Here is a 21,669-nt window from a genome sequence, read left to right as displayed (position 1 = left end):
GCCCCTCGCGTCAGAGGAACTGATGTTAGCGGGATGACAACCACCTCCAGGCCGGAATCGGTACCTCGACAGGAGATCTTGGGCCAGAGCCGCTCGACCGGTATCCGGAGCACAGGCGGTGGCGAAACTTTAAATGGTTTCCTCATAAAAACAAAAGCGGAAGCCGAGGGAGGTGGGACATGAACAGGTCCTTATCTTTTTTGAAGACGCCGGTTTTTAGAACGCTGTCTTTATTGGTAGGTTTCGTGCTTGCAGCGGGACTTACCTATACGTATCCGGCTTATGCCCAGCATGATGCCGGATTATTCGAACTTGATGGCAATGCTGCAGATGATTCACTAGTTGATGGTGATGACTGGAATCCGCTATACCTGACCCCGCCATCGGGATACAGCTTTGTTGATGACAACAACAACGGTCCTGATGGAATAGAAGATGTATCCGTTTATACGCAGGGTAGCAAAGATATCAATTACCTTGCGGAAGGTGGGTGTACAGCGAAAACACAGGTTAACCCGAACGTAGACTATGAGCATGGCTATGCCATGGTATATGACTACCTAGGTGACCCGTACATAGTTTTCGGGGCTAACCGCTCGGCTGAAAACGGGGACAAGGCGTTAGGCGTCTGGTTTATGCAGAATGACGTCGATTGTGATCCTTACGACCCGGACTTCCCCGGAATCTGGCAGGGTGGCGACCGTACTGAGAATGACGTTTTCGCCGTTGTTCATTTCACCCGCGGTGGTTCTGTAGGAGCCATCGAGGCGTATCAATGGGTACCGGGCGAGACAAACAACCTGGTTAAATTCTATGAAACTAACGAAGGTGACTGCCAACTTCTCGATCCTGACGACGATATAGGTGCATGTATCACCACCAACGGCGCCAGGGGTGAAAATCCGCTGCTGAATACGATCTTCACCACGTGGGATGGCTTACAGGAACCGGGTTCCTTCATGGAAGGTTTTGTAAACCTGGGTACGATCTTCGACGGACTGGAGCAGGTGCCTTGCTTTAGTACTGTACTGCTTGAAGGACGTTCTTCAACCTCGGTTAAGTCCAACCTTCATGAGTACATCCGTGTACCGATCGAAACCTGCGGTAACGTGGTACTTGAAAAAGAAACCGACCCGCTTGGTGATACGCAGACGTTCGCCTTCACCTTCGGTCCAGATGGAGAACAAGGTACAGAGCCTGATGGATCACCGATCGCCGATGGTGGCCGGATCTTTATCGATGATGTGCATCCGGGTTCTTATGACGCCTATGAAACTGTTCCGGATGGCTGGACTTTGGACGCGGTAGACTGTCTGGATGACGCTTATCTGGATGAAGAGAACAATACCTATCTCGGCACAACCGGTGGTGACAGCACTGCCGGAGACAATATCAATGTGTCTCGCACCGAGACCGTGCATTGTCTGTTTAAGAACGTCAAGAAGGGTAATCTCATCATCCGTAAGGTCTACACCGGTGAAGTAGCCAATACGACTACGTTCTCGTACGAAGTGTTGAAAGTAGCACCCGCAGAGACGATTTCGACCTTCGATCTCGAGGCCACGGTTAAGGAATCTGATCACTACGACTGCGATACAGGTGTCCAGTGCAAAACCATAGAGGACCTTGTTCCTACGGTTTACACGGTAGAGGAAACTGAGGTTGGTGATGCTTCTTTCGAAGCCCTGAGTTGTACATCTGATAATGGCGAAAGCACTGTTCTTTATGACGGCGCTAAGGCCACTATCGGTTTGACACCGGGAGATACGGTAACCTGTACCTACGAGAACTTCATCGCAGCTGCGCCAGGTGACATCTACCTGCAGAAAGAAACCATTGCCTTCGATGATGACGATCAGGCGTATCGTGTTGCTGCCAATGCAACCTTCAGCTATGACACCACATCTCAGGCTAGCGGTGAAGGTGGTGACGACCCAGGACAGATTGGCTTGCCGAATCCTGTCAATCTCTTAACCAGCAGTGGCTTTGTATCAGAACAGTATTCACCGGTCTATGCCGGTACACATACCGTAGATGAGCAAACCCCTCCTGATGGCTACGAGTTCCACGACCTCGACTGTGGTTTGGCTACCGAGGCTGATCCTCCGGCTCCGGGTGAGGACGACGTGGGAACCAGTGTCAGTGGTGATGCAGCGACAATCACCATTAACGATGGCGAAGCAGTTGTCTGTCTGTGGCGTAACAAGGTGATTCCTGCCAAAGCCAAGGTTGTCAAAACAACCGTACCGGCCGGTAATGAAAGTGGTTGGGAGTTCAAGCTGTATAAAGGCGAGACACTTCTGGCTACAGGAAGTACTGACAGCGAAGGTAACCTGGACTTCGGCGTTGACCTGAATGCTGGTGACTACAAAGTTGTTGAAACCGCAAAAGCAGGCTTTGACCTGACTGATGTTGGTGGCGCCGACAATGCAGGAGGGGACGACGTCTGTACATTCACTGTTGCCTTCCCGGATGACAGGGATAGCACTTTCGAATGTACGTTCGAAAACACCGAACGTGGTCAGATCACCTTAATCAAGGAAACAGTCGGTGGCACAGGTAGCTTCGACTTCGCTCACAAGATTGATGGAGTGAGTGGAGCTATCGATGGTCTTGCTACCTCGCTCGACACAAGTGGTGACAACCCTGCTTCAGATGATTCCAATAAGTTGGTACCGGGGGCTTATTCAATCTCCGAAACAGTACCTGCTGGCTGGGATCTGACAAGCCTGACCTGTGTTGATACCGATACTGAAGGTACTGACAGCACGGGTAACGTTACCGATCCGCTGGGTGAAGGCGAAACAGGTACAGCATCTATCTACCTGGATCCAGGTGAAACCGTAACCTGTACCTTCGTCAACAGCCGTCTGCCGACGCTGACACTGGTGAAAGAGGTTAACAACCAGTTCGGTGGCGAGCGTGAGGCCAGTGAATGGACTCTGTCTGCTACCGCAACAGGTGGTGCAACCGCTGCCTTTGACTTCTCCGGTAAAGGCGAGCAGGCCGCAACGGGTAACAGCGCGGATCTCGGTCCGTACGACGTCGCCGCAAACGTAGCCTACCTGCTGGAAGAAGATCAGTTTGACTTCTATGAAGTGCAGACAGATTGGAGCTGTGCCGGTGATGGTACGTTCGATGGCGAAGCGAATACCATTTCGCTTGGCTATGGTGACGACGCGACCTGTACAATTGTCAACAAGGATATTCTGGTTGAGTTCTGCCCGGACGGCAGCAATACAGGTAGACCGCTTGCACTGACCCTTGAGTACACCGGTGAAAATAATGACATCAACAGTCAGGAAGAAGGTAATGTCGTTATTGGTCCGCTGAATGGGGCTTACCCGGATCCTGCTGATATCGTCATCCTGACGAAACAGGGTACTCAGGTGCCGGAAGATAGCCCGGCAGATAATGTGGCCATAGGCGATACCTTCAGCTACAACCACTGGAAGGATAACGGTGGTGCGGGTATCCCGCCGGTAACCATCTTCGAAATCTATACCTCCGACTATACCGAAGGTGGCGGAACGTTCATTCAGAGCATTGAGTTCCATACCTCATGTTCACAACCGCTTAACGTCGGTGATGAATATGGACCGCTGAAGGTTGTAGGTGGGACGCTGAACGATGGTACTCCGGTAGGACAGCAATAAAACAATCTTCAATATTGAAGAGTAAATGAGGAAGGGGCCGCTTTTGGCGGCCCCTTTTTTGTGCGCAGCTTGGGATAAAATCCCTATCCTTTGCGCTCCGTTGAGTTCCCTGATCGGTCCTGTATATCCTTATCCACGTCCTCTAATCCCTGTAATCCCTGCAACGCATTTTTTCTAATCGCAGCCCGTCGTTGACGGCTTGGCTGCCGATTACTTATTCGGACCTTTACCGTTGCCCTTGCTGGTGCCGCTGCTATCGCTTCCAGATGCTAATGACACTGTAACGGTGGCAGTTGCGCTCAGGTTGCCGTCGCTGATGGTGTAGTCGAAGCTATCGCCATTCTTAAAGCTTTTGGCGGGTGTAAAGGTCAAAGTGCCATTGCTATTGATCTTTACCGAACCTTTGGAGCCTTGAGTCACACTGGTAACAGTAAGCGTATCGCCATCAGGATCGGAATCGTTAGCCAGAACATCGATGATAACTGAGGTATTGCCATCGGTAGTTCCGGTATCGTTTGATGCCACTGGTGCCTGGTTAGTGGTTGAAGTACTTCCTGCGACGCTAACACTTACGGAAGCGCTGCTGCTGCCACCCTGCCCATCGCTGATGCTGTAGGTGAACGTTTCAATACCGCTGAATCCTGTTGCTGGCGTGAACGTAAGCGTACCGTTGGCGTTGATCTTGGCCTGACCGTTAACGCCGCTAACGGAGGTGATGGACAGGGCATCGCCATCCGGGTCTGAGTCATTGCTCAATACAGCAATGGTAACCGGTGTTTCATAGCTGGTGCTTGCGCCGTCGTTTTTGGCAACAGGCGCGCTATTAGTCGTGCCAGTATCTACCTGCCCTTCAATAACCACCATTGTCGACAAGGTGCTGCTGTAGCTTCCGCTGGAGGCTGCGAAGTCCAAACCATAGAAGGTTTCTGCGGTATCCACTGGTGACGTGATCGTAAATGAAATGGTAGAGCTGCTGCCAGGCTCAAGCGTTACAGCCTGGGTGGGCAGGGTGCTGCTCCAGCCAGATGGCAGGGTATTACTCAGCTGGTACTGATTGCTTGCGCAAGCGCTCGTATCATTATTGCTCAGTGTCAGAGAGTACTGAATATTGGCGCCAGCGGCAGCCCACTGAATATCGCTCGGTGCAAGTATTAGAGACGGATCCGTTTGCTGACAAACCTGGGCGGCTGCTGCATTCACGTAGATGCTGGCAGTCTGTGAGTTTAACGACTCGGTCGCAATGGTTGTTCCACTTAGCTCATCTACAAATTGCTGGCCAGCTTCAAGCGCCGAATCCCACCAGTCGCTGGTCTGCGCATTCATGTCGAGCATATGGAAGCTGTCACCATCGGCGGGTGCTGCAGAGCGCACGGTAGCGCCCTGGAGGAAGTTACCACCCTTAGTCAGATCTGAGTCAAAACCGACCGGCTGGCGGTACTCGACGTAATACCATTCCTGATTGCCGGTATTGGGATCGATACCCTTCAGGAATTTCAGCGCTTTGACTCCACCATCCTGAGCTGAATAGGGTGAAAGCGAGTAGCTACCACTGGTTTCGACTGTCTGGATCGCGGGAGAGCTACCGTAACCCAGCCAACCCAGGCGCTCCTTTTGTGGTGCACTGAAGTGCCCGGATACCATGGTCCCCATGACGTCAGGGATATCGCCGTACTCGATAGATGAACAGGCGGTACCAACGCTGGCGCTGCCGCAGGACAGGGCGTGAGAGTGATAAAGGCCCAAATTATGGCCCAGTTCATGGGCAATGGTGCTTAGTTGAAACTTACCATTGATAAACGCTTTTGACGGTGAACCGCCGACAGTACCAACGCCGCCCCACTTGCAGGCAGAGGTATACGGATGTATGAACACCAGGCGGTCATAGCCGGACAAGTTTATGCCACGGGCTGTAGCTTCTTCCCGTGCATAGGTTTCCAACGTTTGGGTACTACAGGTTGTGCTGCTTTGCGGAATTGTAAACCAGCCAAAGGTGTCGCCACTCAGCCAGGTTTGACCGTAGGAGTTTTCGCGGATGAACTGGTCAACTTCGCCGAATACGATATCGTTGGTCTGTGCAACCGTCGCAGGCTGGTTAGTTGGGTTATCCTGGAAATTGACGAGGATGACAGCCGTGCGCTGTTCGCCGAAGGTATTGGCAACCGGTTCAACAGTGCTACCAGATGAGTAGCTGGCATTATCGGCAGCGAGCGACAAAGTGGTGTCATCTTGGTTAAACACTACAACACCATCCGAGTCTTCGTCTGCAGACTCGAAAAATACACCATTCATGGCAATTGATGAGCCCGTTAACTTGTCATGCGGCAGCTGCCCAGAGAAGCGAAGCTTGAAACGCTCCCCGAAAGCTGTGTTTACAACATGGTGTAGTTTTTGGCTGCCGTCTTCATAGTCTTCATAGAAGATTTCCAGCTTACCCTCCAGGTCGATGCGTTGCTCCAGCTTTTCCAGCACCTGAGTGGGCAAGCCTGCCTGCTTGTCATCTGGAATAGTGGCGCTTAGCACGGCTGCCGGGTTGCTTTCCATCAATTCAAGCAGGAATGCTCGGCGTTCTTCCGCTTTTGCGGTCAACTGTTCCAGAGCACGTGATTTGTCGGCACCCTGGGCCTTGGCCCATTTTTTCTGAAGGTTCAGCAGCGCCTGGGTATGTTCAAGAGCCTGCTGACGGGCCTGTTCAGCAGTTGCGGATGCGGCGGCGGGTAATGACTGAGAGTGTCCATGAACGTCAGCAGCAAAGGACGGCAATGCCACCGATGCAATGGCAGCGGACAGTGCTGTTACAGCGATGGAACGAACCAAGGTGGGCCCGGCTAGGCGCATAGATCTCTCCTGATACATAAAATTCAGTGAAGATCCTCTAGCGGCGTACCGTAGTATCTCTACTTTGGCGGTCCGGCGATCCCCTGTGATGCGATCTCTTTGCTCGCTTCAGTCGGGACCCGTAACTTTGCGCCGCCCGATTACTCGGGGTTAGCCTTTTCAGTAGAGGATCAAAGTTGTTAATTGTTTATCGGGTTATGTCTTATTCGTGATGCACTTAAAGAATGATCTGTAAGCTCGGTATCGTTTTTTTGTTACTTGTTACATAAAAGCTATTCGTTTTAGCCTTTAACCGTCTGAGCTTTACGTTAACTGTTACCCGAATTAAACGTTCTTAGCTTGAGGGGGATATTATCAACTGCGAGATGTAAGGTTAAGTATGCGATGTATAAAAGAAAGTTCCGAATTGAGCGGGAATAAATTTAAATGAATCAATAAATTAACAGGTTTTGTGTCGCTTTAAATTTTTTGTTAAACCAATGAAACAATTCTAAAAGAGCTGAGTGTAATTTTATTCTATAAATGTTTCCTTTAAACAACATATAAAGGTTTTATGTAAATTGATTGGTACACTCTGAAGTGGAAACGTACAGCGATTTTTTGTAAGAACTTTTTGTTATAAAAAATTAAATAATGGATTTAATTTAGTATCTGTCTGTTTTTGATGTCAAAACCAAGTGGATGGAGGCCGGTAAATCGCTTCTGATGACAGAAGGTGTCTACGGCGGTGCTTGAAGAGAGAATCAATACCAGCGATCGGTGGACACTGAACCTGATAATGTCTCCGTGTATCATCACTCGATATCAATGCTGTAATGAATGGATAACACTAACGTTTATTTCATTAAATCCATATCTATCAATGGCTTATTTCATTTTCCTGTCTCCTGGTTTTCTCTTTTCTGTATCTTTCTGTTAACGGTTGAGCCTGTAAATTTCCTTCTGAAAAGACAGAATTCTTTTTAAATCATAGGCTTTCGTCATATGGCGCAGTCGTTGCTGTAGAGAGCGTAAACCAGTGCGCTAATTGGTTGCGAGCTAGCCTTCTGTATTTTTAGCAGTACGTAGCAGTACGGGTCGCTCAATCGGTTAGTGCTTGAACGCACTCGAGGAATAATGATGCAACAGCACGTGCTGCGACATCAGGCGGGCCAGTCTAAAAGATCTTTATCCTTGTCGCTCAGGCGCATGGTTCATGATGGATCGGTTTGGGACAGCGTCGGTTACCTGTTGGTTCTGTGCCTTGCTGTATACCTTCTCAGTGCGCACCTTGGATTTTTCAGTGAAGCGTCAAAGCCTCCCGATTCGCCTCATGTTGAGAATCAAACTGCCGACGTCTCCGCAGCCTCGATGGGCCAGGTGTCAGGGCCTGTGGCAGGCCAGGGAAACTCAACAAGCCGAGATACAGTCGAGCGCGGTTATTCTTCGGCTAACCGGATAGCGCCCGATATGCTGTTGGAGCGACTGGAGCTGTTAGATGACAGGCCCCGCTGGACACTGCTGGATATCGATGTTGCACAGATGCAACAGGATCTCTCACGGCTAATACGCGAGGGGGATACCGCTTTACCCGCTATCGCCAAGTTTCTTGCGCAGGGAGGCGACGTTGATTTTACCAAGGGGGGGCTTGATGAGGCCGCGGGGTATCCGTCATTGCGGCTGGCACTCTTTGCCGTGCTTGAGCGTATCGGTGGTCACCAGGTCGAGTCGATTTTTTACGACGAACTTCATAGAACCCAGCGGCCAACTGAAATTGAGGCCTTGGGTCACTACCTCAATGACACCTCTCCCGGTTTGTATGATCAGGATATCGTTCGCGCTGCCCGCGATGTTTTCTTGGCGGGTAATGATGAAGGGGCAGAGAGGGCGGATACCGGCCCGCTGTTTAAAGTCTTCAGTCGTTTTGGGGATGCATCGCTCGTCCATGATCTCGCACAGGTTAATCAGCTGAACTGGGGCCGTTACGCCGCAATTACCCTTGCCACTATCCCTGAAGGCAAGGGGGTACCAGTCTTATCAGACTGGGTTTACGGTGCCCATCAGTCGGATTCCGGTGCACAGTTTGCAATCAAAATTCTCGCTCAATCATCCGAATATCCCGCTGCTGCAAACGCCATAATCAATAGCGTCAGGGCGAATTTGATTCCCGACCGGCGTTGGGCCGAGCTGTCACAGCTGATCGCCGGTACTTACCACATGCAACTCGATCCTCCGGGTCAAGGGGGGCTCTCCAACTATAAACCCGACATTCGCTACGGCGCGCTGAGGACTACCCAGTATATCTCGCGAACCCCCGGCGGAGGTCAGGTGGTGTATGGGGTGGAGTTTGCCTCGTCGGTGCTTGCAGCTGATCAGATTCTTCCCCGTATGGAGCTCGTCGATCAGTTACTGGTTGAGGTCAGAAGCCCGGTCGCGAAGCGGGAGCTGGAAAAAGCATACGAAACACTCTGGTTATTACACCTTCAACAGGAGAAATAGCAGGGCAGGATGCTCAACTGAAACCGGCACGGCGCGACGTCGTCTGACGGTCGAATCACCAGCCTTAATTAACGGAGGGGCTGATTATGAACGTTAAGCACAAATGGAGGGGCGTCACGGCGTGTGTGCTCGGTGCCGCTTTATCCTTTTCACTGACCGCCGGCGCAACGTCGTTGGGCGACAGTAATTTTGAAATCGACGAAGATGCGGACTTCTTGTCTAATGACGGGGGCATTGATTGGGATTTTGCCGTCGGAGATGGGCTGGTGGTTGCAACTGATCTTCCTACCGGGTCCGACGACGACTCATTCAAGGGCGGGACCAAAGAAGATACGGTCGACCCGGATACCACCTTCGGTAGTATTCCGAACAACAAAAGTGACCTGAAGCATTTCGGTGCTTATCAGGAAACCAGTAACGGTAGAGACTACCTGCATCTGTTCTGGACACGCGTTCAGGATCCGTCCGGCACCACGCTGATGGACTTTGAGTTTAACGCCGGGAATTTCCAGCATGATCCTACCTCAACGGGGGTACAGTTTCCGATCCGTGAGCCGGGAGACGTACTGGTCGAATACAAACTGGCCCAGGGGGGTATAACCCCGGAACTGTTCCTGTATCTCTGGCTGGAGGACGCAGGCGATGGTGTCTGTGAAGCCGGTAAATACCCCTGCTGGGGGGAGCAGATTAACCTCAGTGCGGCTAATATCGCGATAGGGTCGATCAATACCAGTATTGCTGACGGTGATGGTGTACTGGCACCGCCTCCGGGGATTCCGAACGGCACGCCTGTACCTATAGGTGACTTCGACCCCTATACCTTTGGTGAGGCAACTATCGATCTGACTGCTCTCTTCCCGGAGGGCGAGTGCGTGTCATTCGGTTCCGCGCACCTGAAGAGCCGCTCGTCCGACTCGTTTACTGCGCAGATGAAGGATTTCATTGCACCGATCGATGTCAATATCAGTAACTGCGCCAACATCAACATCAGCAAGACCGATGAATTAGGCAACACCGTGAATCAGGCTGGTGCGGTTTTCCGCCTGTTCTATGATGATGGTGATACCCCAACTGTTTATGACGACGCGGATGCTACCAACCCGGACTCTCGGGTTCAGGTCTTGGTGGCAGTGCCAGATACCGACCCTGTCGAATATGAATTACAAGATATAGAAGACTGTACCACCGACGGTAGTGGTACCTGTACCTGGATTGATATTCTCGCCGGTGAATACTGCGTGGTTGAGGTGACTCCTCCAGATGGACACATGCTGCCTGAAGATCCTTACTACTACTCGTGTGGAACCGTTACGGCGGATAATGATCTGGACGTAAGCTATGTCGACCCGCGTATTCCCGGCCAAATCATCGTCCAGAAAGTGGATGAAGATGGTACCCTGCTGAATGGCTGGAGCTTTGCGCTGTGGACTGACGATGGTGGTGACCCGCCGGCGCCGGAGACTGATCTGGAGTTAAGCTGTGTGACCGGTGAAACGGAAGACGGGCTGTGTACCATTGAGGGAATCCTGCCGCCGGAAGGTGAATTCTTTGACACCTACTGTGTAGTGGAAACCAACCCCTTGCCTGATGAGTATCAGGATAGCGATCCCCAGTGTGGCATTGTCGTAGAATTGGGTGATACGGGCGTAGACGCGATCGAGGTCTTCTTCGTTAACCCGCGTATCCCCGGTGCGGTCAATATTCAGAAAGAGGATGAAGATGGTTCCCTGCTGAATGGCTGGACCTTTACGCTCACGAAGGATGTAGATGGGTCACCGGGCGATAGCACCGGGTTGAGCTGCGTAACGGGCGCCGGGGAAGCTACCGATGGTGTATGTACCATCAGTGGTATCCTGCCGCCGGAAGGTGAAACCTCAGCCACCTACTGTGTAGTGGAAACCAATCCATTGTCTGATGAGTATGAGGATGCGGATGGACCACAGTGTGGCATCGTCGTAGGCTTGGGTGACACGGGCGAAAATACCCCTGCGCTGAACCTGACCTTCGTTAACCCGCGTATCCCCGGTTCAGTCAATATCCAGAAAGAGGATGAAGATGGCACCCTGCTGAATGGCTGGATCTTTACTCTGTGGACCGATAACGGCGGTGCGAAAGGAGTCGACTTGGGACTCAGCTGCGAAACTGGTGCGGGTGAAGCAGCCGATGGTGTCTGTACCATCAGTGGTATCCTGCCGCCGGAAGGTGAAACCTCAGCCACCTACTGTGTAGTGGAAACCAATCCATTACCGGATGAGTATCAGGGTGCGGCTGATCAATGTGGCATCGTCGTAGGCCTGGGTGACACGGGCGAAGATATCCTTGCGCTTAACCGTACCTTCGTTAACCCGCGTATCCCCGGTTCAGTCAATATCCAGAAAGAGGATGAAGATGGTTCCCTGCTGAATGGCTGGATCTTTACTCTGTGGACCGATAACGGCGGTGCGAAAGGAGTCGACTTGGGACTCAGCTGCGAAACTGGTGCGGGTGAAGCAGCCGATGGTGTCTGTACCATCAGTGGTATCCTGCCGCCGGAAGGTGAAACCTCAGCCACCTACTGTGTAGTGGAAACCAATCCGTTGCCTGGTCAGTATGAGGGTGCGGCTGACCAATGTGGCATCGTCGTAGGCTTGGGTGACACAGGCGAAGATATCCCTGCGCTTAACCGTACCTTCGTTAACCCCCGTATTCCCGGTTCAGTCAATATCCAGAAAGAGGATGACGAAGGTACTCTGCTGAATGGCTGGACCTTCACGCTGACGAATGATGTAGATGGGGCGCCGGGTGCCAGCACCGGATTGAGCTGCGTAACTGGAGCCGGTGAGGCTGCCGATGGCGTGTGTACTATCAGCGGTATCCTGCCGCCAGAAGGTGAAACCACAGCTACTTACTGTGTGGTGGAAACCAATCCGTTGCCTGGTCAGTATCAGGATGCTGAAGGACCGCAGTGTGGCATCGTTGTAGGCTTGGGTGACACCGGTGAAAATACCCCCGCGCTGAACCGGACCTTCGTTAACCCGCGTCTACTTGGTGCTATCAAGATCACCAAAACCCGCAAGCATGCAGCTGATGGAGGCGGAGATCAGGCTCACGAGGGTGTGACCTTTACCATTACCGGCGGTAATCTGGCTGCTGATGGTGTCGATGTTGTGACCGACGCTAACGGTGAAGCCTGCTACGAAGGCCTGTTGGTTAGTAGCCTCGAGGGCATCGGTGATTACACCGTAACGGAAGATGTACCGGACGGCTATGTGGCTGACGCAGAAGAAGCCAAGGATGTAACGGTTAGCTTGGCATCCGAGTGTGGTGATGGTAATGAAGCAACTGTTAGCTTCAGCAATACACCGCTGACAAATGTTACCGTATCGGTTGACTCGCAGGTTGTAGGCGGTACCGCCTCAACCATCAAGTGCACCGATACCGACGGTAACGAGTATAACGGTGGAACCGAAGCCGATGGGGACGGAAGCCTGACAGTGTACGACTTGCTGCCGACCGACCCGACCGTGACGCTGATCTGCGAAATCACTATCGATCCGTGATGCGGTAGTTCCTGTAACTTCAAAGTAAGAAGGGCGGGTATATCCCGCCCTTCATGTTGTTACCGCTTATTGCGCGATTACTTGAACAATACCGCTGCTGCTGATATTACCCGCCGCATCCTGCACCTGGATCTCAATATCATGGGTTCCCTGCTTTTTGGGAACCTGCCAGCCGCAGTAATAGAACGGTGAGGTCGTTCCCCAGTTTGGCGACGGGCGAGTAGCAGAACACTCGGTCCGGCCGTTCACGATGTAGTCCACCTGTACAATACTTGCGTTATCCCAGACATGGCCCTTGATCAGGGTATAACCGCCTTTTGCTATGGTGCCATTGTCTGCGGGATACACAACTCGTGCTGTCGGTGCAATGATGTCTTCAGTCATCGGTAATATGTACCCGACTAGAGAGGCGACGATGTCTATATCGGACTGGGAGACATATCCGTCCCCATCCAGGTCAAAACGGCGCCACTCAAATACGTTGCTGTAAAGGTAAGCTGGGTCGCTGGGGTTCGGGCTGATCGCTTCCAGTGGAACGCCGTTACCCTCACCCAGGTGCAAAGCAATACGATCCAGGTCGAACTGGTCAACGGCGCCGTCATCGTTAAAATCCGCCGGGTAGCTGTCGACTTCATCGTGTGCACTTAGGGTGTCGGCCTGTGCGCGGAGGTAGTTGGGCCCCCAGAGTTTGTCCATCTGGAATTCGCCGTCGATATAGCCGATATAGCGGACCAGGCTTCCCATGGTGTGTTCCAACGCATCGTTCCAGCCATCGTTATCGGCGTCCGCATTGACGCAGCGATTGTAGTAATACCTGACCCAATCGTTTTCACTGTGGCCATCGACAACGATATTGTTGGCCGCTGTATCACCCACATTGGTGACGGTGATGGTGTAGTTGATCCCTTCTTCCTTGTAGTTGGGGAACATACAGAGCTGGGACGTGTTGCCAACATTCGGCGCTATTACCGCTTTGCCGGTTTGCTCAATATCAGAGCTTGAGTAATCCCTGTAGGGCACCGTACTGGATAATTGCAGTTCGCTACCTTCCCATTCCAGCTGCACCGTGATGGCAGCGGGGTGGTAGTTACAGGCAGCGTATTTGGGTGTAAAGCTGAAGCTTTCACCGGGCTGAAGGCTTCCCAGTGCTTCCCAGATCAGATGATCATCTTCACCCAGACAGCTGTTGTCGCCGGATAGGTTGCGGAAGTTGTAATTCTCGGTTGTCAGCGAAAGTGGATCAGAGGAGGGGCTGGTGCTTTCAGTGGTCGTTGAATTCTTTCCCTTGCCTTCTGGCTTTGCGGCCATGGCATGAGATGACAGGACCAGTCCGAACGCGACCGACAGGGTGATGGCTGCCTTTGGCAGCGCGTGCATTGCTATTCGAGATGCCATGGGGCCCTCCTGAAATTAATATTCAGCAAGATCCCCTGGCGATGATTCCAAAGAGATGTGTCTCCTTCGGCAATCCGGCTACCTCGATGATGAAACGCGAGGCCCGTGACTTTGCGCGGCTCCTGAGAGCTTTGCCTTTTCGGGAGAGGATCTTTTACAGTTAAATTGTGTGTTTCAATCGTGTAACGGTTGTTCTGCCGCTCATCTGGAGCGGTTTGCAAGCTGTACAACAGCAACCGCCCAAACAAGACTAATCGGCGGTTTGGCTGTGATACTGAAGCAAATAGTTACATCGGAAAAATGTCCTGTTAATTAATCGATACGATTAAATGCTGGGTGGATCATATCAGGACAGTAATAGAATTTTAAATAAGGAGTTTTGTAACTAATCTGATAAGGCAGGGATGAGCAAATAAATACTGATTAGCCTGGTTTACAGGGCGGTTTTAATTGCTTTTTGATGTTAAATAATTGTAACGAATAATGGTGAGGTTAGTATTTGCTGTGGAGGTTTTGAGGTGTTTTGGCTACGGTTAAATAGTTGAAACTGTTACATTTACAGAACAGCGTAAGATCTTAGTTGTTACATAAAAGAAACAAGAATTTTTCGTTATATTAATTTTCAATTTCATCCCATAGGGTGATATGGATCTCTACCGGGTAACCCTCAATGGTATGGAAGGCAGGCTTGAGGCGGCGCCAGGTGCGTTTTCTGTTCATTTCCTTACTCCGAGTGTCGGCACTCCGGTCTTGCGTATCCTCGGATGCGCCGGAGCTTTGAAGACGTTCCTGTTCCGCTTCGTCCTGTTTGATGAGGCGATGATTAAGCAACATACGCCGGTATCGTTTTTCCATGTGGAAAACTCCCCATAGTCAAAAAATTACTGCAGCTAACGGGCCAGAGTCTTTAAGGCATTGAACGCAAAGGGATGACTAGTGTAAGAGGGAGCTTGGAGGAGAGGCTGCAATGTAAATTTGTAACGGGATCCGTACAGTGAAGATCAGTACGGACCCGCTGTTTACGTGTGTTGGAGAGGAGGCTGACCGTTTTCCTTGCTGTCCAGATGGTGTTTTTCCATCATCCGGTAAAGGGTCACACGGGAGACTCCCAGCGCTTTGGCAGCGCGGGAGATGTTGTGGTTGAACCTGTCCAGGGTGACGCATATCACCCGCTTTTCGGCCTCTGAGCGCGCTTCGCTCAGTGTCCTGATCGGCTCCGTTTTTGAGACCACCTCGGAGGAGAGGTTAAGGTCCTGTGGGGTGATCAGCTTGTTGTCACTCATGATCATGCCGCGGCGTACACGGTTGATCAGCTCGCGCACATTGCCGGGCCAGGTGTGATGGTTGATCGCATCGATCGCTTCATCGGTGAATCCGCGCAGCTGGCCGTTGTGGTCGCTGGCGAACTTTTTAAAGAAGAAGCGAGCCAGCAGCTCCTTGTCCTCACCACGGTTGCGCAGGGGAGGGAGGTCGATGTTCAGTACACTGAGGCGGTAAAAAAGGTCTTCGCGAAAACGACCCTGTTCAACCGCCTTGTTCAGGTCGATATTTGTCGCCGCAATAACACGTGTGTCTACGTGCATCGGGGTGTTGTTACCGAGGCGCTCGATGGTGCCTTCCTGCAGAAAACGCAGCAGATGTGCTTGCAGGTTCAGGTCCAGGTCGCCGATTTCATCAAGAAACAGCGAGCCCTGATCGGCCGCTTCTATGCGGCCCAGGCGCCGCTGGGCTGCGCCGGTAAACGCCCCTTTCTCATAGCCGAACAGTTCTGAATGGATCAGGGTTTCAGGCAGGGATCCGCAATTAACGGCAACAAAGGGGTAGGCGCTGCGTTTGGAGCGTTGGTGGATCGCTCGTGCGATCAGCTCCTTGCCGGTTCCGCTCTCGCCGGTGATCAGCACAGGCGCATCGGTTTTGGAGACCTTGCGCACCTGGTCAAAGATAGACAGCATCTGCGGGCTGGTTCCCACCATCTGGAACTCGTCGTTGATGCCCTTATCGTCGCTTTCCAGCTGCTGCAGATGATAGATGCCGTAGGCGTGACCGAGAATCGTCTCCAGGTTGTCGATGTTGTCGCCGAGCGGCAGTGAGAAATAATCATAGAAGTTTTCGAACAATGCCCGCCTTAACTCGATATCTCGGAGGTATTCAGGACGAATCAGTGCAATCCAGGCGATCTGGTTATGCTGCTGGAAAAAGCTGGAAAGCTCCTGATGGATAGAGGGATCAGACCAGTCGATATGGGCTACACCGACAAAGAAATTCTGTTGCAGAAGAGATGTATCGGCCTCTTCCAGGCTGTTTACCTTGTGTAAAGCCCAACCGCTCAGCTGTGACAGCTCCCTGGAAATATCGCTTTCAGGGCGCAGGTCCACAAACAGAGCATCTCTTACAGGCTGAGGTCTGGGGTGTTCCCTCGTCTTGTAAATATCCATAGCAATATGTCCGGTTGATACTAAAAACTAACGTTTATGTGACGCGTAGTTTATGAATCGAAGTATAGTTGACCGAAAGTGTCTTAAAGAGAGAACTCTACAAGGGGTGTCAGGGATGGGTGCAAAGATTTCATCATCTATCTGTAGCGTTTTTGTACTCCAATCCCGTCGCTTCCTGACTATAGTGAAAAGTAATTGAGCAACGCTTTGGGCATGTGAGATGTACTGTAACTATTTCGGGTTACGCGAGTCGCCTTTCTCGATTGCACCGAATCCGCGCTATCTGTTCATGAGTGAACAGCATCAGGAAGCGCTGGCGCACCTTCTATACGGGATAACGATAGACGGTGGCTTTGTGTTGCTTACCGGGGAGGTCGGCACCGGCAAAACCACGGTGGCCCGTCAGCTTCTTGAGCAGCTGTCTGATGACTCGTCAGATGTGGCGCTGATCCTTAACCCGCGCCTCAGTGTGCAGGAGCTGCTGGAGACGATCTGCGACGAGCTTGATATTCATCAGGCAAGTGAGCAGCCGGTGACGGTAAAGCAGCTGGTGGATCGGATTTACCAGGAGCTGCTAAGACGCTATGCCGCCGGGCGCAATACGGTTCTGCTGATCGATGAAGCCCAGCAACTGTCGGTGGATCTGCTGGAGCAGGTTCGATTGCTGACGAACCTGGAAACCAGCGAGCACAAGCTGCTGAATGTGATTCTGGTGGGTCAGCCGGAGCTGCTGGAGATGCTTGCGCGGGAAGATCTGCGCCAGCTCTCGCAGCGGATCACTGCCCGCTATCATCTTGGGCCCCTGTCGCCCACCGATCTGCCTCTCTATATGCGTCATCGCCTGGCTGTTGCCGGTCTTAACCGGCCGGTTTTTCCTGACTCCCTGATGAAACAGCTTTACCGTCTGACCGGCGGGGTACCGCGTTTGATCAACCTGGTATGTGACCGGGCGCTTTTGGGAACCTATGTTCAAAAACAGAATGAGGTAAGCAGTGAAACGCTGAAAAAGGCGGCCCATGAGGTCTTTGGTGATGAGGTGCCGATGGCGATTCCGGCATCGCAGAGCAAGCGCGGGATTCTCGCGGCAGCGGTGGTTATCGGATTGATGGCCTGGGGTGCAGGCTTTGCGCTGTCGGTGTTTTATAAGGGCGGGGGTGTGTCGGATCTGACCTCGTCGGTGCGCGGATTGCTTGATGATGCGGAAGCCGAACAGGTAATAGCCGAGCCCGAAAGTCCGGTAAGAGAGCGGCCCATAACTTTGGCATCACTGACCCCCTCGGATACAGGTGTTGCGGAGTCGGCGGACCCTTTGCCGGAGCGCCCCGCACTGGTGCCGGAAAAGCTGGCAATGGAAGCCCAATCCGATTCTCAACGCCCGGCTATCTCGCTGGCATCATTTAGCTCAGATACTATGGCAGCGCCCGATGTCAGCCAAGACTCTCCGTCGCTGCAGAAGGGTGCTGAGGCGCCTGTCCCAACAGACCATGTGCTCGTATGGCCGGAACAGCCGGACACTGATTTGGCGCTGGTTAAGGCTTATCGTCGCCTGTTTAAAGCCTGGAGTATCGATTATGACCCACGCCAGCAGCCGGTGGTCTGTGACTTCGCTGCTTTTCATGACCTGGCTTGCCTGACGCTGGATGGGAAGCTGGACCTGCTCAAGCAGATCGACCGTCCAGCAGTGACGCGCCTCAGTCGCGACGGGCGCTCCTATGAAGCGCTGATACTGTCATTGTCTGACGACTCGGCCCGTGCCTATATGTCAGGAAGCGAGCTGACGCTCGCGATGAAAGATCTGGAAGCGGGCTGGCAGGGCAGGTTTACACTGCTTTGGCGCCCGCCGCCGGGATACAGTGCTCCGATCTGGCCGGGTGCCTATGGTGACGATGTGGCCTGGCTGGAGCGACAACTGGCGCGTATCAAGAACCAGGTACTGACAACCGGCGCGCGCAAGAGCTATGACGGCACACTGGTCACCCAGGTGCGTGATTTTCAGTCTGCCCAGGGGTTGAACGTGGATGGAGTAGCCGGGCCACGTACCCTGATTCAGCTGAACAGTGCTGCACTGGATGATCAGCCGACACTGGGCGCAGGAGGGCGCTGATATGTCCTATATTCTGCAGGCGCTGAAAGACTCGCAGCAGGAGCGGGCCCGCATTACACCGGTGGAGCCGGTCGAGGAACCTGGTCAGCAGGCGCCTGTGGCTCCTGCCCGAAAAACCTTCCGTTTCCGGGCGGTGCCTGTGGTCGTCATACTTTTGCTGCTGGCTGTGGCCTGGTACGTTTTCAATCAAGGGACGGAGGAATCGTCGGTACAGGCCGTAACCTCTGCGCCTGTGGTGAACGAGGCCACAGCTACTTCAAATTCTGCAGTTGTCACAGGGGATAGGGCTGAGGCTGACGAGCCTGATATGCGGGGTGTGAAATTGATTATTGATACGCCGCAAAGCCAGCAGCGTACTGCTGCGCCATCTGCATCCCAAAGCCAGACCGCGTCCAGCCAGCGGGTGGCTCAGCCAGCACCCAGGGTGGCAGCCATCGGGGCAGAGAGCTCAAACGCTAACTCCGGGCCGGCCGATGTAACACCGCCCGATCCTTACGCCAATCTGCCCTATCTGCGGCAGTTACCGGTAGAAACCCAGCGCGAGATCCCGAGCCTGAAGTTCAGTGTACATATCTATTCTGAGAGTCGTTCCGGCAGGATGGTCAAGCTGAATGACCGGATGATGCGTGAGGGGCAGCGGGTGGCACCAAACCTGAACATCGAGGCGATCATCCCCCGTGCGGTAGTGTTCAACTACGATGGAACCCTGTTCAAGGTGCCGGCACGCTAAGCGGTGCCTGAATACACCTTAGACTTTGATATCGATGTTCTGTCCCAGCGGGCTGGTAGGGTCAACCGGGCGGGGTGTCGCGGTTTCAAGCAGCTGCATAATCTGCTGACCGGTCGCTTCCATCTGGTCTTTGACCAGCGCATTCATTTTTGCCGCGTGTTGATTGGCGGTATCAAGCTGACTCAGGCTGGTGGCGGTACCTGCAATATCCATGTTTAACTCCAGCGTTGGTTGCTATTTGCCCGAATGAATCTTCAGGTACGGATGGTAGGGTATGCCGGTGTCTTTTAAAAGATACAAAAAATGAAGATCGTTCATTCCCTGCGCTGGGTCAACGCATAAAAAAAGGAAGGCATGAGCCTTCCTTTTTTTTAGCTGCACCGCCGCTGGGGCGGGCCAACGTTACTTACAGAGCAACGATGTTCTCAGCCTGAGGACCTTTCTGGCCCTGAGTAACGGTGAACTCGACGCGCTGGCCTTCAGCCAGGGTCTTGAAGCCGTTGCCCTGAATAGCGCTGAAGTGAGCGAAAACGTCCGGGCCGTTTTCCTGAGAGATGAAGCCGAAGCCTTTAGTTTCGTTGAACCACTTAACGGTGCCGGTAACGGTAGACATGATATAAGTCCTGTTTTTCAAATAAGTGTGTGCCATCGACCGAAGTTTCAGGCGGAGGTGCTGGGAAGTTGTATCGAACTTATGAGAACAGGACGAACTACTAAGGCAGGGCGTCAAGGGTGTTACATAATTCGGAAACTTACTTGCTAGCGGAGTTCAGTGTACAGGTGGGGGGGGTGGAGTCAACAAAATACTGTTTTATTTTTAGGTATAAACAGTCAAACCCCAGGGTAGAACCCCCGTTGCAACAATCCTTGACGGATCAGCGCGACTTTACGGTTGCTGAGCTGGCGGTAATCCGGATAGGGGGTCAGCAGCAGCCTGCGTGCAGGATCAATAAAGAGATCCTCGGCCTTCGGTAGCGGGGGCAGGTTTGCGGTTTGCAGCCCGAAACGCGCCTGGTTTTCCTTTCCGCCGATCCAGTGCCAACCCGGTGTTTGTTCCAGCTCGGATGAGAACACCAGAGCAACCTGGTCAAAGAAATGCTGGTCACGAAAGTGCTGCCAGTCGGCGTCGGGTGCGGCAACCTTGGCCGCCAGCGTGATGATCTTGCGCCAGTGGTTGGAGTTTTGAGTGAGCAGGTCAGCGACCTTTGGCGGTTGCGCAAAGGTGCCAAGGCCAGCGGGCCGGTGGGGGATGTAAAGCGTGAGTCGCGGCTCCTTTGGCCCCAGGCGCTGGCTATCGGTTTGATTCATCGAGTTGGATGTCTGGGTGGGTGTGAAACGGGGCGTCGGACCTAACCGGCAGCGCAGGTGGATGCCCGCGCTGCCGTGTCGATTACCAGACGGTCTTGATCAGGCCGCCATCGACGGCGAGGGAGACGCCGGTAATGTAGCTGGAGGCGTCTGAGAGCAGGAAGGCGCAGGCCTTGCCGGCATCTTCCGCGGTGCCGAAGCGCTGCAGCGGCAGTTGCGCCGACATGTTCTTGCTCAGCTCCTCTTCGCTGATGCCACGCTTGGCTGACTGTGCCTTGATTGTGCCGCGCAGACGGTCGGTGTCGATCTTGCCCGGAATCATGGTGTTGAAACGGATATTCTCCGGGCCAAGCTGCTGAGACAGGGATTTGAACAGCGAGGTCACGCCGGAGCGCATTACGTTCGACAGCAGCAGAATGTCGATCGGCTCTTTCACGGAAGAGGAGGTGATCGCCAGGATGGAACCGCCACCCGATGCGCGCATGGTGGGTAGTACGGCGCGAATCATGCGGACGGAACTCATCAGCGTGAGTTCGAACGCGTCCTGCCAGTCATCATCGCTGAAGCTTTCGAACTGACCGGTAGGCGGGCCGCCCGCGTTGACCAGCAGGCCTTTTACCGGGCCCAGCTCTTCCAGGGTCGCTTCGGCCCATTTTGCGATGCTGGCGCCATCTTTGGCGTCGAAGGTATAAGCCTTAACTTGGGCACCGGTTTCCTGGCGGATTGTCTCGGCGGCCGCTTCGATCGAATCTTTGTCGCGGCTGGCCATGGATACGATCGCGCCTTCGCGTGCACACTCGAGTGCGGTCGCGTATCCCATACCCTTGCTGGCCGCGGCAACCATGACCACCTTGCCTTTGAGATTAAGGTCCATTTTGCTCCTCGTTACGGTTGTTGTGTTCGTATTCGTCGATAAGAATGCGGGCGTCCAGAAAATCGCTTTCGTCCACCTTGACCTGGGCCAGGTTGAAGGTACCTACCTCGCCAAGTGCACCCTGCAGGTAATGACCTGCCACATGCGCGGTGATGCCGCTGGCCCTCAGCATGCCAGCCACGATATGGGCTTCTGCTATATCCTGTGCCTGGTAGACGATCTGCATGGACCCACCCCGTTATCGCCTTGTTCATGCCATTAAATGTAACACGAATCAACGATATCGCCGTAACTCCGATGCCGGGGAATAGGCAG

14 protein-coding genes and 2 riboswitches are annotated in these 21,669 nt (G+C 53.1%); of the genes, 5 read left to right on the top strand and 9 right to left on the bottom strand.

Translation table 11 applies throughout. From position 1 onward, the window contains the following. Positions 1–179 precede the first annotated feature (179 nt). The gene (locus ACQUQP_RS13125; protein WP_432695481.1) at positions 180–3,656 is read left to right on the top strand and encodes a prealbumin-like fold domain-containing protein; all 3,477 of its coding nucleotides are present in this window, start codon (positions 180–182) and stop codon (positions 3,654–3,656) included. 210 nt (positions 3,657–3,866) lie between these two features. On the opposite strand, the gene ACQUQP_RS13120 is transcribed toward ACQUQP_RS13125, so the two are convergent. Continuing rightward, positions 3,867–6,491 carry an Ig-like domain-containing protein gene (locus tag ACQUQP_RS13120; protein ID WP_432695480.1) on the bottom strand — a complete coding sequence of 875 codons (2,625 nt, stop codon included), beginning with the start codon at positions 6,489–6,491 and terminating at the stop codon, positions 3,867–3,869. Positions 6,492–6,554: 63 nt separating this feature from the next. Then, positions 6,555–6,657, bottom strand: a riboswitch (cyclic di-GMP riboswitch). 953 nt (positions 6,658–7,610) lie between these two features. Here ACQUQP_RS13120 and ACQUQP_RS13115 point away from each other — a divergent pair. Next, a complete protein-coding gene (locus ACQUQP_RS13115) occupies positions 7,611–8,969 on the top strand; it encodes a hypothetical protein (protein WP_432695479.1) in 1,359 nt (452 codons plus the stop codon). A gap of 86 nt (positions 8,970–9,055) precedes the next feature. After that, a complete protein-coding gene (locus ACQUQP_RS13110; RefSeq protein ID WP_432695478.1) occupies positions 9,056–12,508 on the top strand; it encodes an MSCRAMM family protein in 3,453 nt (1,150 codons plus the stop codon). A gap of 66 nt (positions 12,509–12,574) precedes the next feature. Here ACQUQP_RS13110 and ACQUQP_RS13105 read toward each other — a convergent pair whose 3' ends face one another. The 3 genes from ACQUQP_RS13105 to ACQUQP_RS13095 all read right to left on the bottom strand — a co-directional run bounded on the left by ACQUQP_RS13105 (position 12,575) and on the right by ACQUQP_RS13095 (position 16,338). Then, positions 12,575–13,903: an Ig-like domain-containing protein gene (locus tag ACQUQP_RS13105; RefSeq protein ID WP_432695477.1), complete on the bottom strand. Its 1,329-nt coding sequence runs from the start codon at positions 13,901–13,903 to the stop codon at positions 12,575–12,577. Between the two features lie 65 nt (positions 13,904–13,968). Beyond that, positions 13,969–14,049, bottom strand: a riboswitch (cyclic di-GMP riboswitch). Positions 14,050–14,518: 469 nt separating this feature from the next. After that, positions 14,519–14,758 carry a hypothetical protein gene (locus ACQUQP_RS13100; protein WP_432695476.1) on the bottom strand — a complete coding sequence of 80 codons (240 nt, stop codon included), beginning with the start codon at positions 14,756–14,758 and terminating at the stop codon, positions 14,519–14,521. A 164-nt stretch (positions 14,759–14,922) separates the two neighbouring features. Then, a complete protein-coding gene (locus ACQUQP_RS13095; protein WP_432695475.1) occupies positions 14,923–16,338 on the bottom strand; it encodes a sigma 54-interacting transcriptional regulator in 1,416 nt (471 codons plus the stop codon). Between the two features lie 220 nt (positions 16,339–16,558). Between ACQUQP_RS13095 and ACQUQP_RS13090 the strand changes: the two genes are divergently transcribed. Both ACQUQP_RS13090 and ACQUQP_RS13085 read left to right on the top strand, forming a co-directional pair. Further along, complete coding sequence (locus tag ACQUQP_RS13090) at positions 16,559–18,442, top strand: ExeA family protein (protein WP_432695474.1); 1,884 nt, start codon at positions 16,559–16,561, stop codon at positions 18,440–18,442. Between the two features lies 1 nt (position 18,443). After that, positions 18,444–19,172: a general secretion pathway protein GspB gene (locus tag ACQUQP_RS13085; protein ID WP_432695473.1), complete on the top strand. Its 729-nt coding sequence runs from the start codon at positions 18,444–18,446 to the stop codon at positions 19,170–19,172. An 18-nt stretch (positions 19,173–19,190) separates the two neighbouring features. Here the strand turns inward: ACQUQP_RS13085 and ACQUQP_RS13080 are convergent, their stop codons facing one another. The 5 genes from ACQUQP_RS13080 to ACQUQP_RS13060 form a co-directional block, all read right to left on the bottom strand. Next, positions 19,191–19,385 (bottom strand): YjfB family protein, encoded by a 195-nt coding sequence (locus ACQUQP_RS13080; RefSeq protein ID WP_432695472.1) that lies wholly within the window; start codon positions 19,383–19,385, stop codon positions 19,191–19,193. Between the two features lie 193 nt (positions 19,386–19,578). Next, positions 19,579–19,785, bottom strand: coding sequence for a transcription antiterminator/RNA stability regulator CspE (gene cspE / locus ACQUQP_RS13075; protein ID WP_432695471.1), 207 nt, complete (start codon positions 19,783–19,785; stop codon positions 19,579–19,581). Between the two features lie 218 nt (positions 19,786–20,003). Then, on the bottom strand, positions 20,004–20,480 hold the full coding sequence (locus tag ACQUQP_RS13070) for a DUF6942 family protein (protein ID WP_432695470.1): 477 nt from the start codon (positions 20,478–20,480) through the stop codon (positions 20,004–20,006). 82 nt (positions 20,481–20,562) lie between these two features. Beyond that, complete coding sequence (locus tag ACQUQP_RS13065) at positions 20,563–21,354, bottom strand: SDR family oxidoreductase (protein ID WP_432695469.1); 792 nt, start codon at positions 21,352–21,354, stop codon at positions 20,563–20,565. Further along, positions 21,344–21,580 carry a DUF2007 domain-containing protein gene (locus ACQUQP_RS13060; RefSeq protein ID WP_432695468.1) on the bottom strand — a complete coding sequence of 79 codons (237 nt, stop codon included), beginning with the start codon at positions 21,578–21,580 and terminating at the stop codon, positions 21,344–21,346. Before ACQUQP_RS13060 ends, ACQUQP_RS13065 begins: the two co-directional genes overlap by 11 nt. Between the last annotated feature and the right edge of the window lie 89 nt (positions 21,581–21,669).

It is taken from the genome of Marinobacterium sp. YM272 (assembly GCF_050908845.1).
In the GTDB taxonomy this organism is placed as follows: domain Bacteria; phylum Pseudomonadota; class Gammaproteobacteria; order Pseudomonadales; family Balneatricaceae; genus Marinobacterium_D.
This window is presented reverse-complemented; position numbering and strand designations above follow the sequence as displayed.

Bases quoted from the DNA above. Each gene is read 5' to 3' on its own strand.
- ACQUQP_RS13090 (WP_432695474.1), top strand. From the start codon at position 16,559: ATGTACTGTAACTATTTCGGGTTACGCGAGTCGCCTTTCTCGATTGCA.
- cspE (WP_432695471.1), bottom strand. From the start codon at position 19,785: ATGTCTACCGTTACCGGCACCGTTAAGTGGTTCAACGAAACTAAAGGC.
- ACQUQP_RS13085 (WP_432695473.1), top strand. From the start codon at position 18,444: ATGTCCTATATTCTGCAGGCGCTGAAAGACTCGCAGCAGGAGCGGGCC.
- ACQUQP_RS13095 (WP_432695475.1), bottom strand. From the start codon at position 16,338: ATGGATATTTACAAGACGAGGGAACACCCCAGACCTCAGCCTGTAAGA.
- ACQUQP_RS13115 (WP_432695479.1), top strand. From the start codon at position 7,611: ATGCAACAGCACGTGCTGCGACATCAGGCGGGCCAGTCTAAAAGATCT.
- ACQUQP_RS13070 (WP_432695470.1), bottom strand. From the start codon at position 20,480: ATGAATCAAACCGATAGCCAGCGCCTGGGGCCAAAGGAGCCGCGACTC.
- ACQUQP_RS13080 (WP_432695472.1), bottom strand. From the start codon at position 19,385: ATGGATATTGCAGGTACCGCCACCAGCCTGAGTCAGCTTGATACCGCC.
- ACQUQP_RS13120 (WP_432695480.1), bottom strand. From the start codon at position 6,491: ATGCGCCTAGCCGGGCCCACCTTGGTTCGTTCCATCGCTGTAACAGCA.
- ACQUQP_RS13105 (WP_432695477.1), bottom strand. From the start codon at position 13,903: ATGGCATCTCGAATAGCAATGCACGCGCTGCCAAAGGCAGCCATCACC.
- ACQUQP_RS13100 (WP_432695476.1), bottom strand. From the start codon at position 14,758: ATGGAAAAACGATACCGGCGTATGTTGCTTAATCATCGCCTCATCAAA.
- ACQUQP_RS13110 (WP_432695478.1), top strand. From the start codon at position 9,056: ATGAACGTTAAGCACAAATGGAGGGGCGTCACGGCGTGTGTGCTCGGT.
- ACQUQP_RS13065 (WP_432695469.1), bottom strand. From the start codon at position 21,354: ATGGACCTTAATCTCAAAGGCAAGGTGGTCATGGTTGCCGCGGCCAGC.
- ACQUQP_RS13125 (WP_432695481.1), top strand. From the start codon at position 180: ATGAACAGGTCCTTATCTTTTTTGAAGACGCCGGTTTTTAGAACGCTG.
- ACQUQP_RS13060 (WP_432695468.1), bottom strand. From the start codon at position 21,580: ATGCAGATCGTCTACCAGGCACAGGATATAGCAGAAGCCCATATCGTG.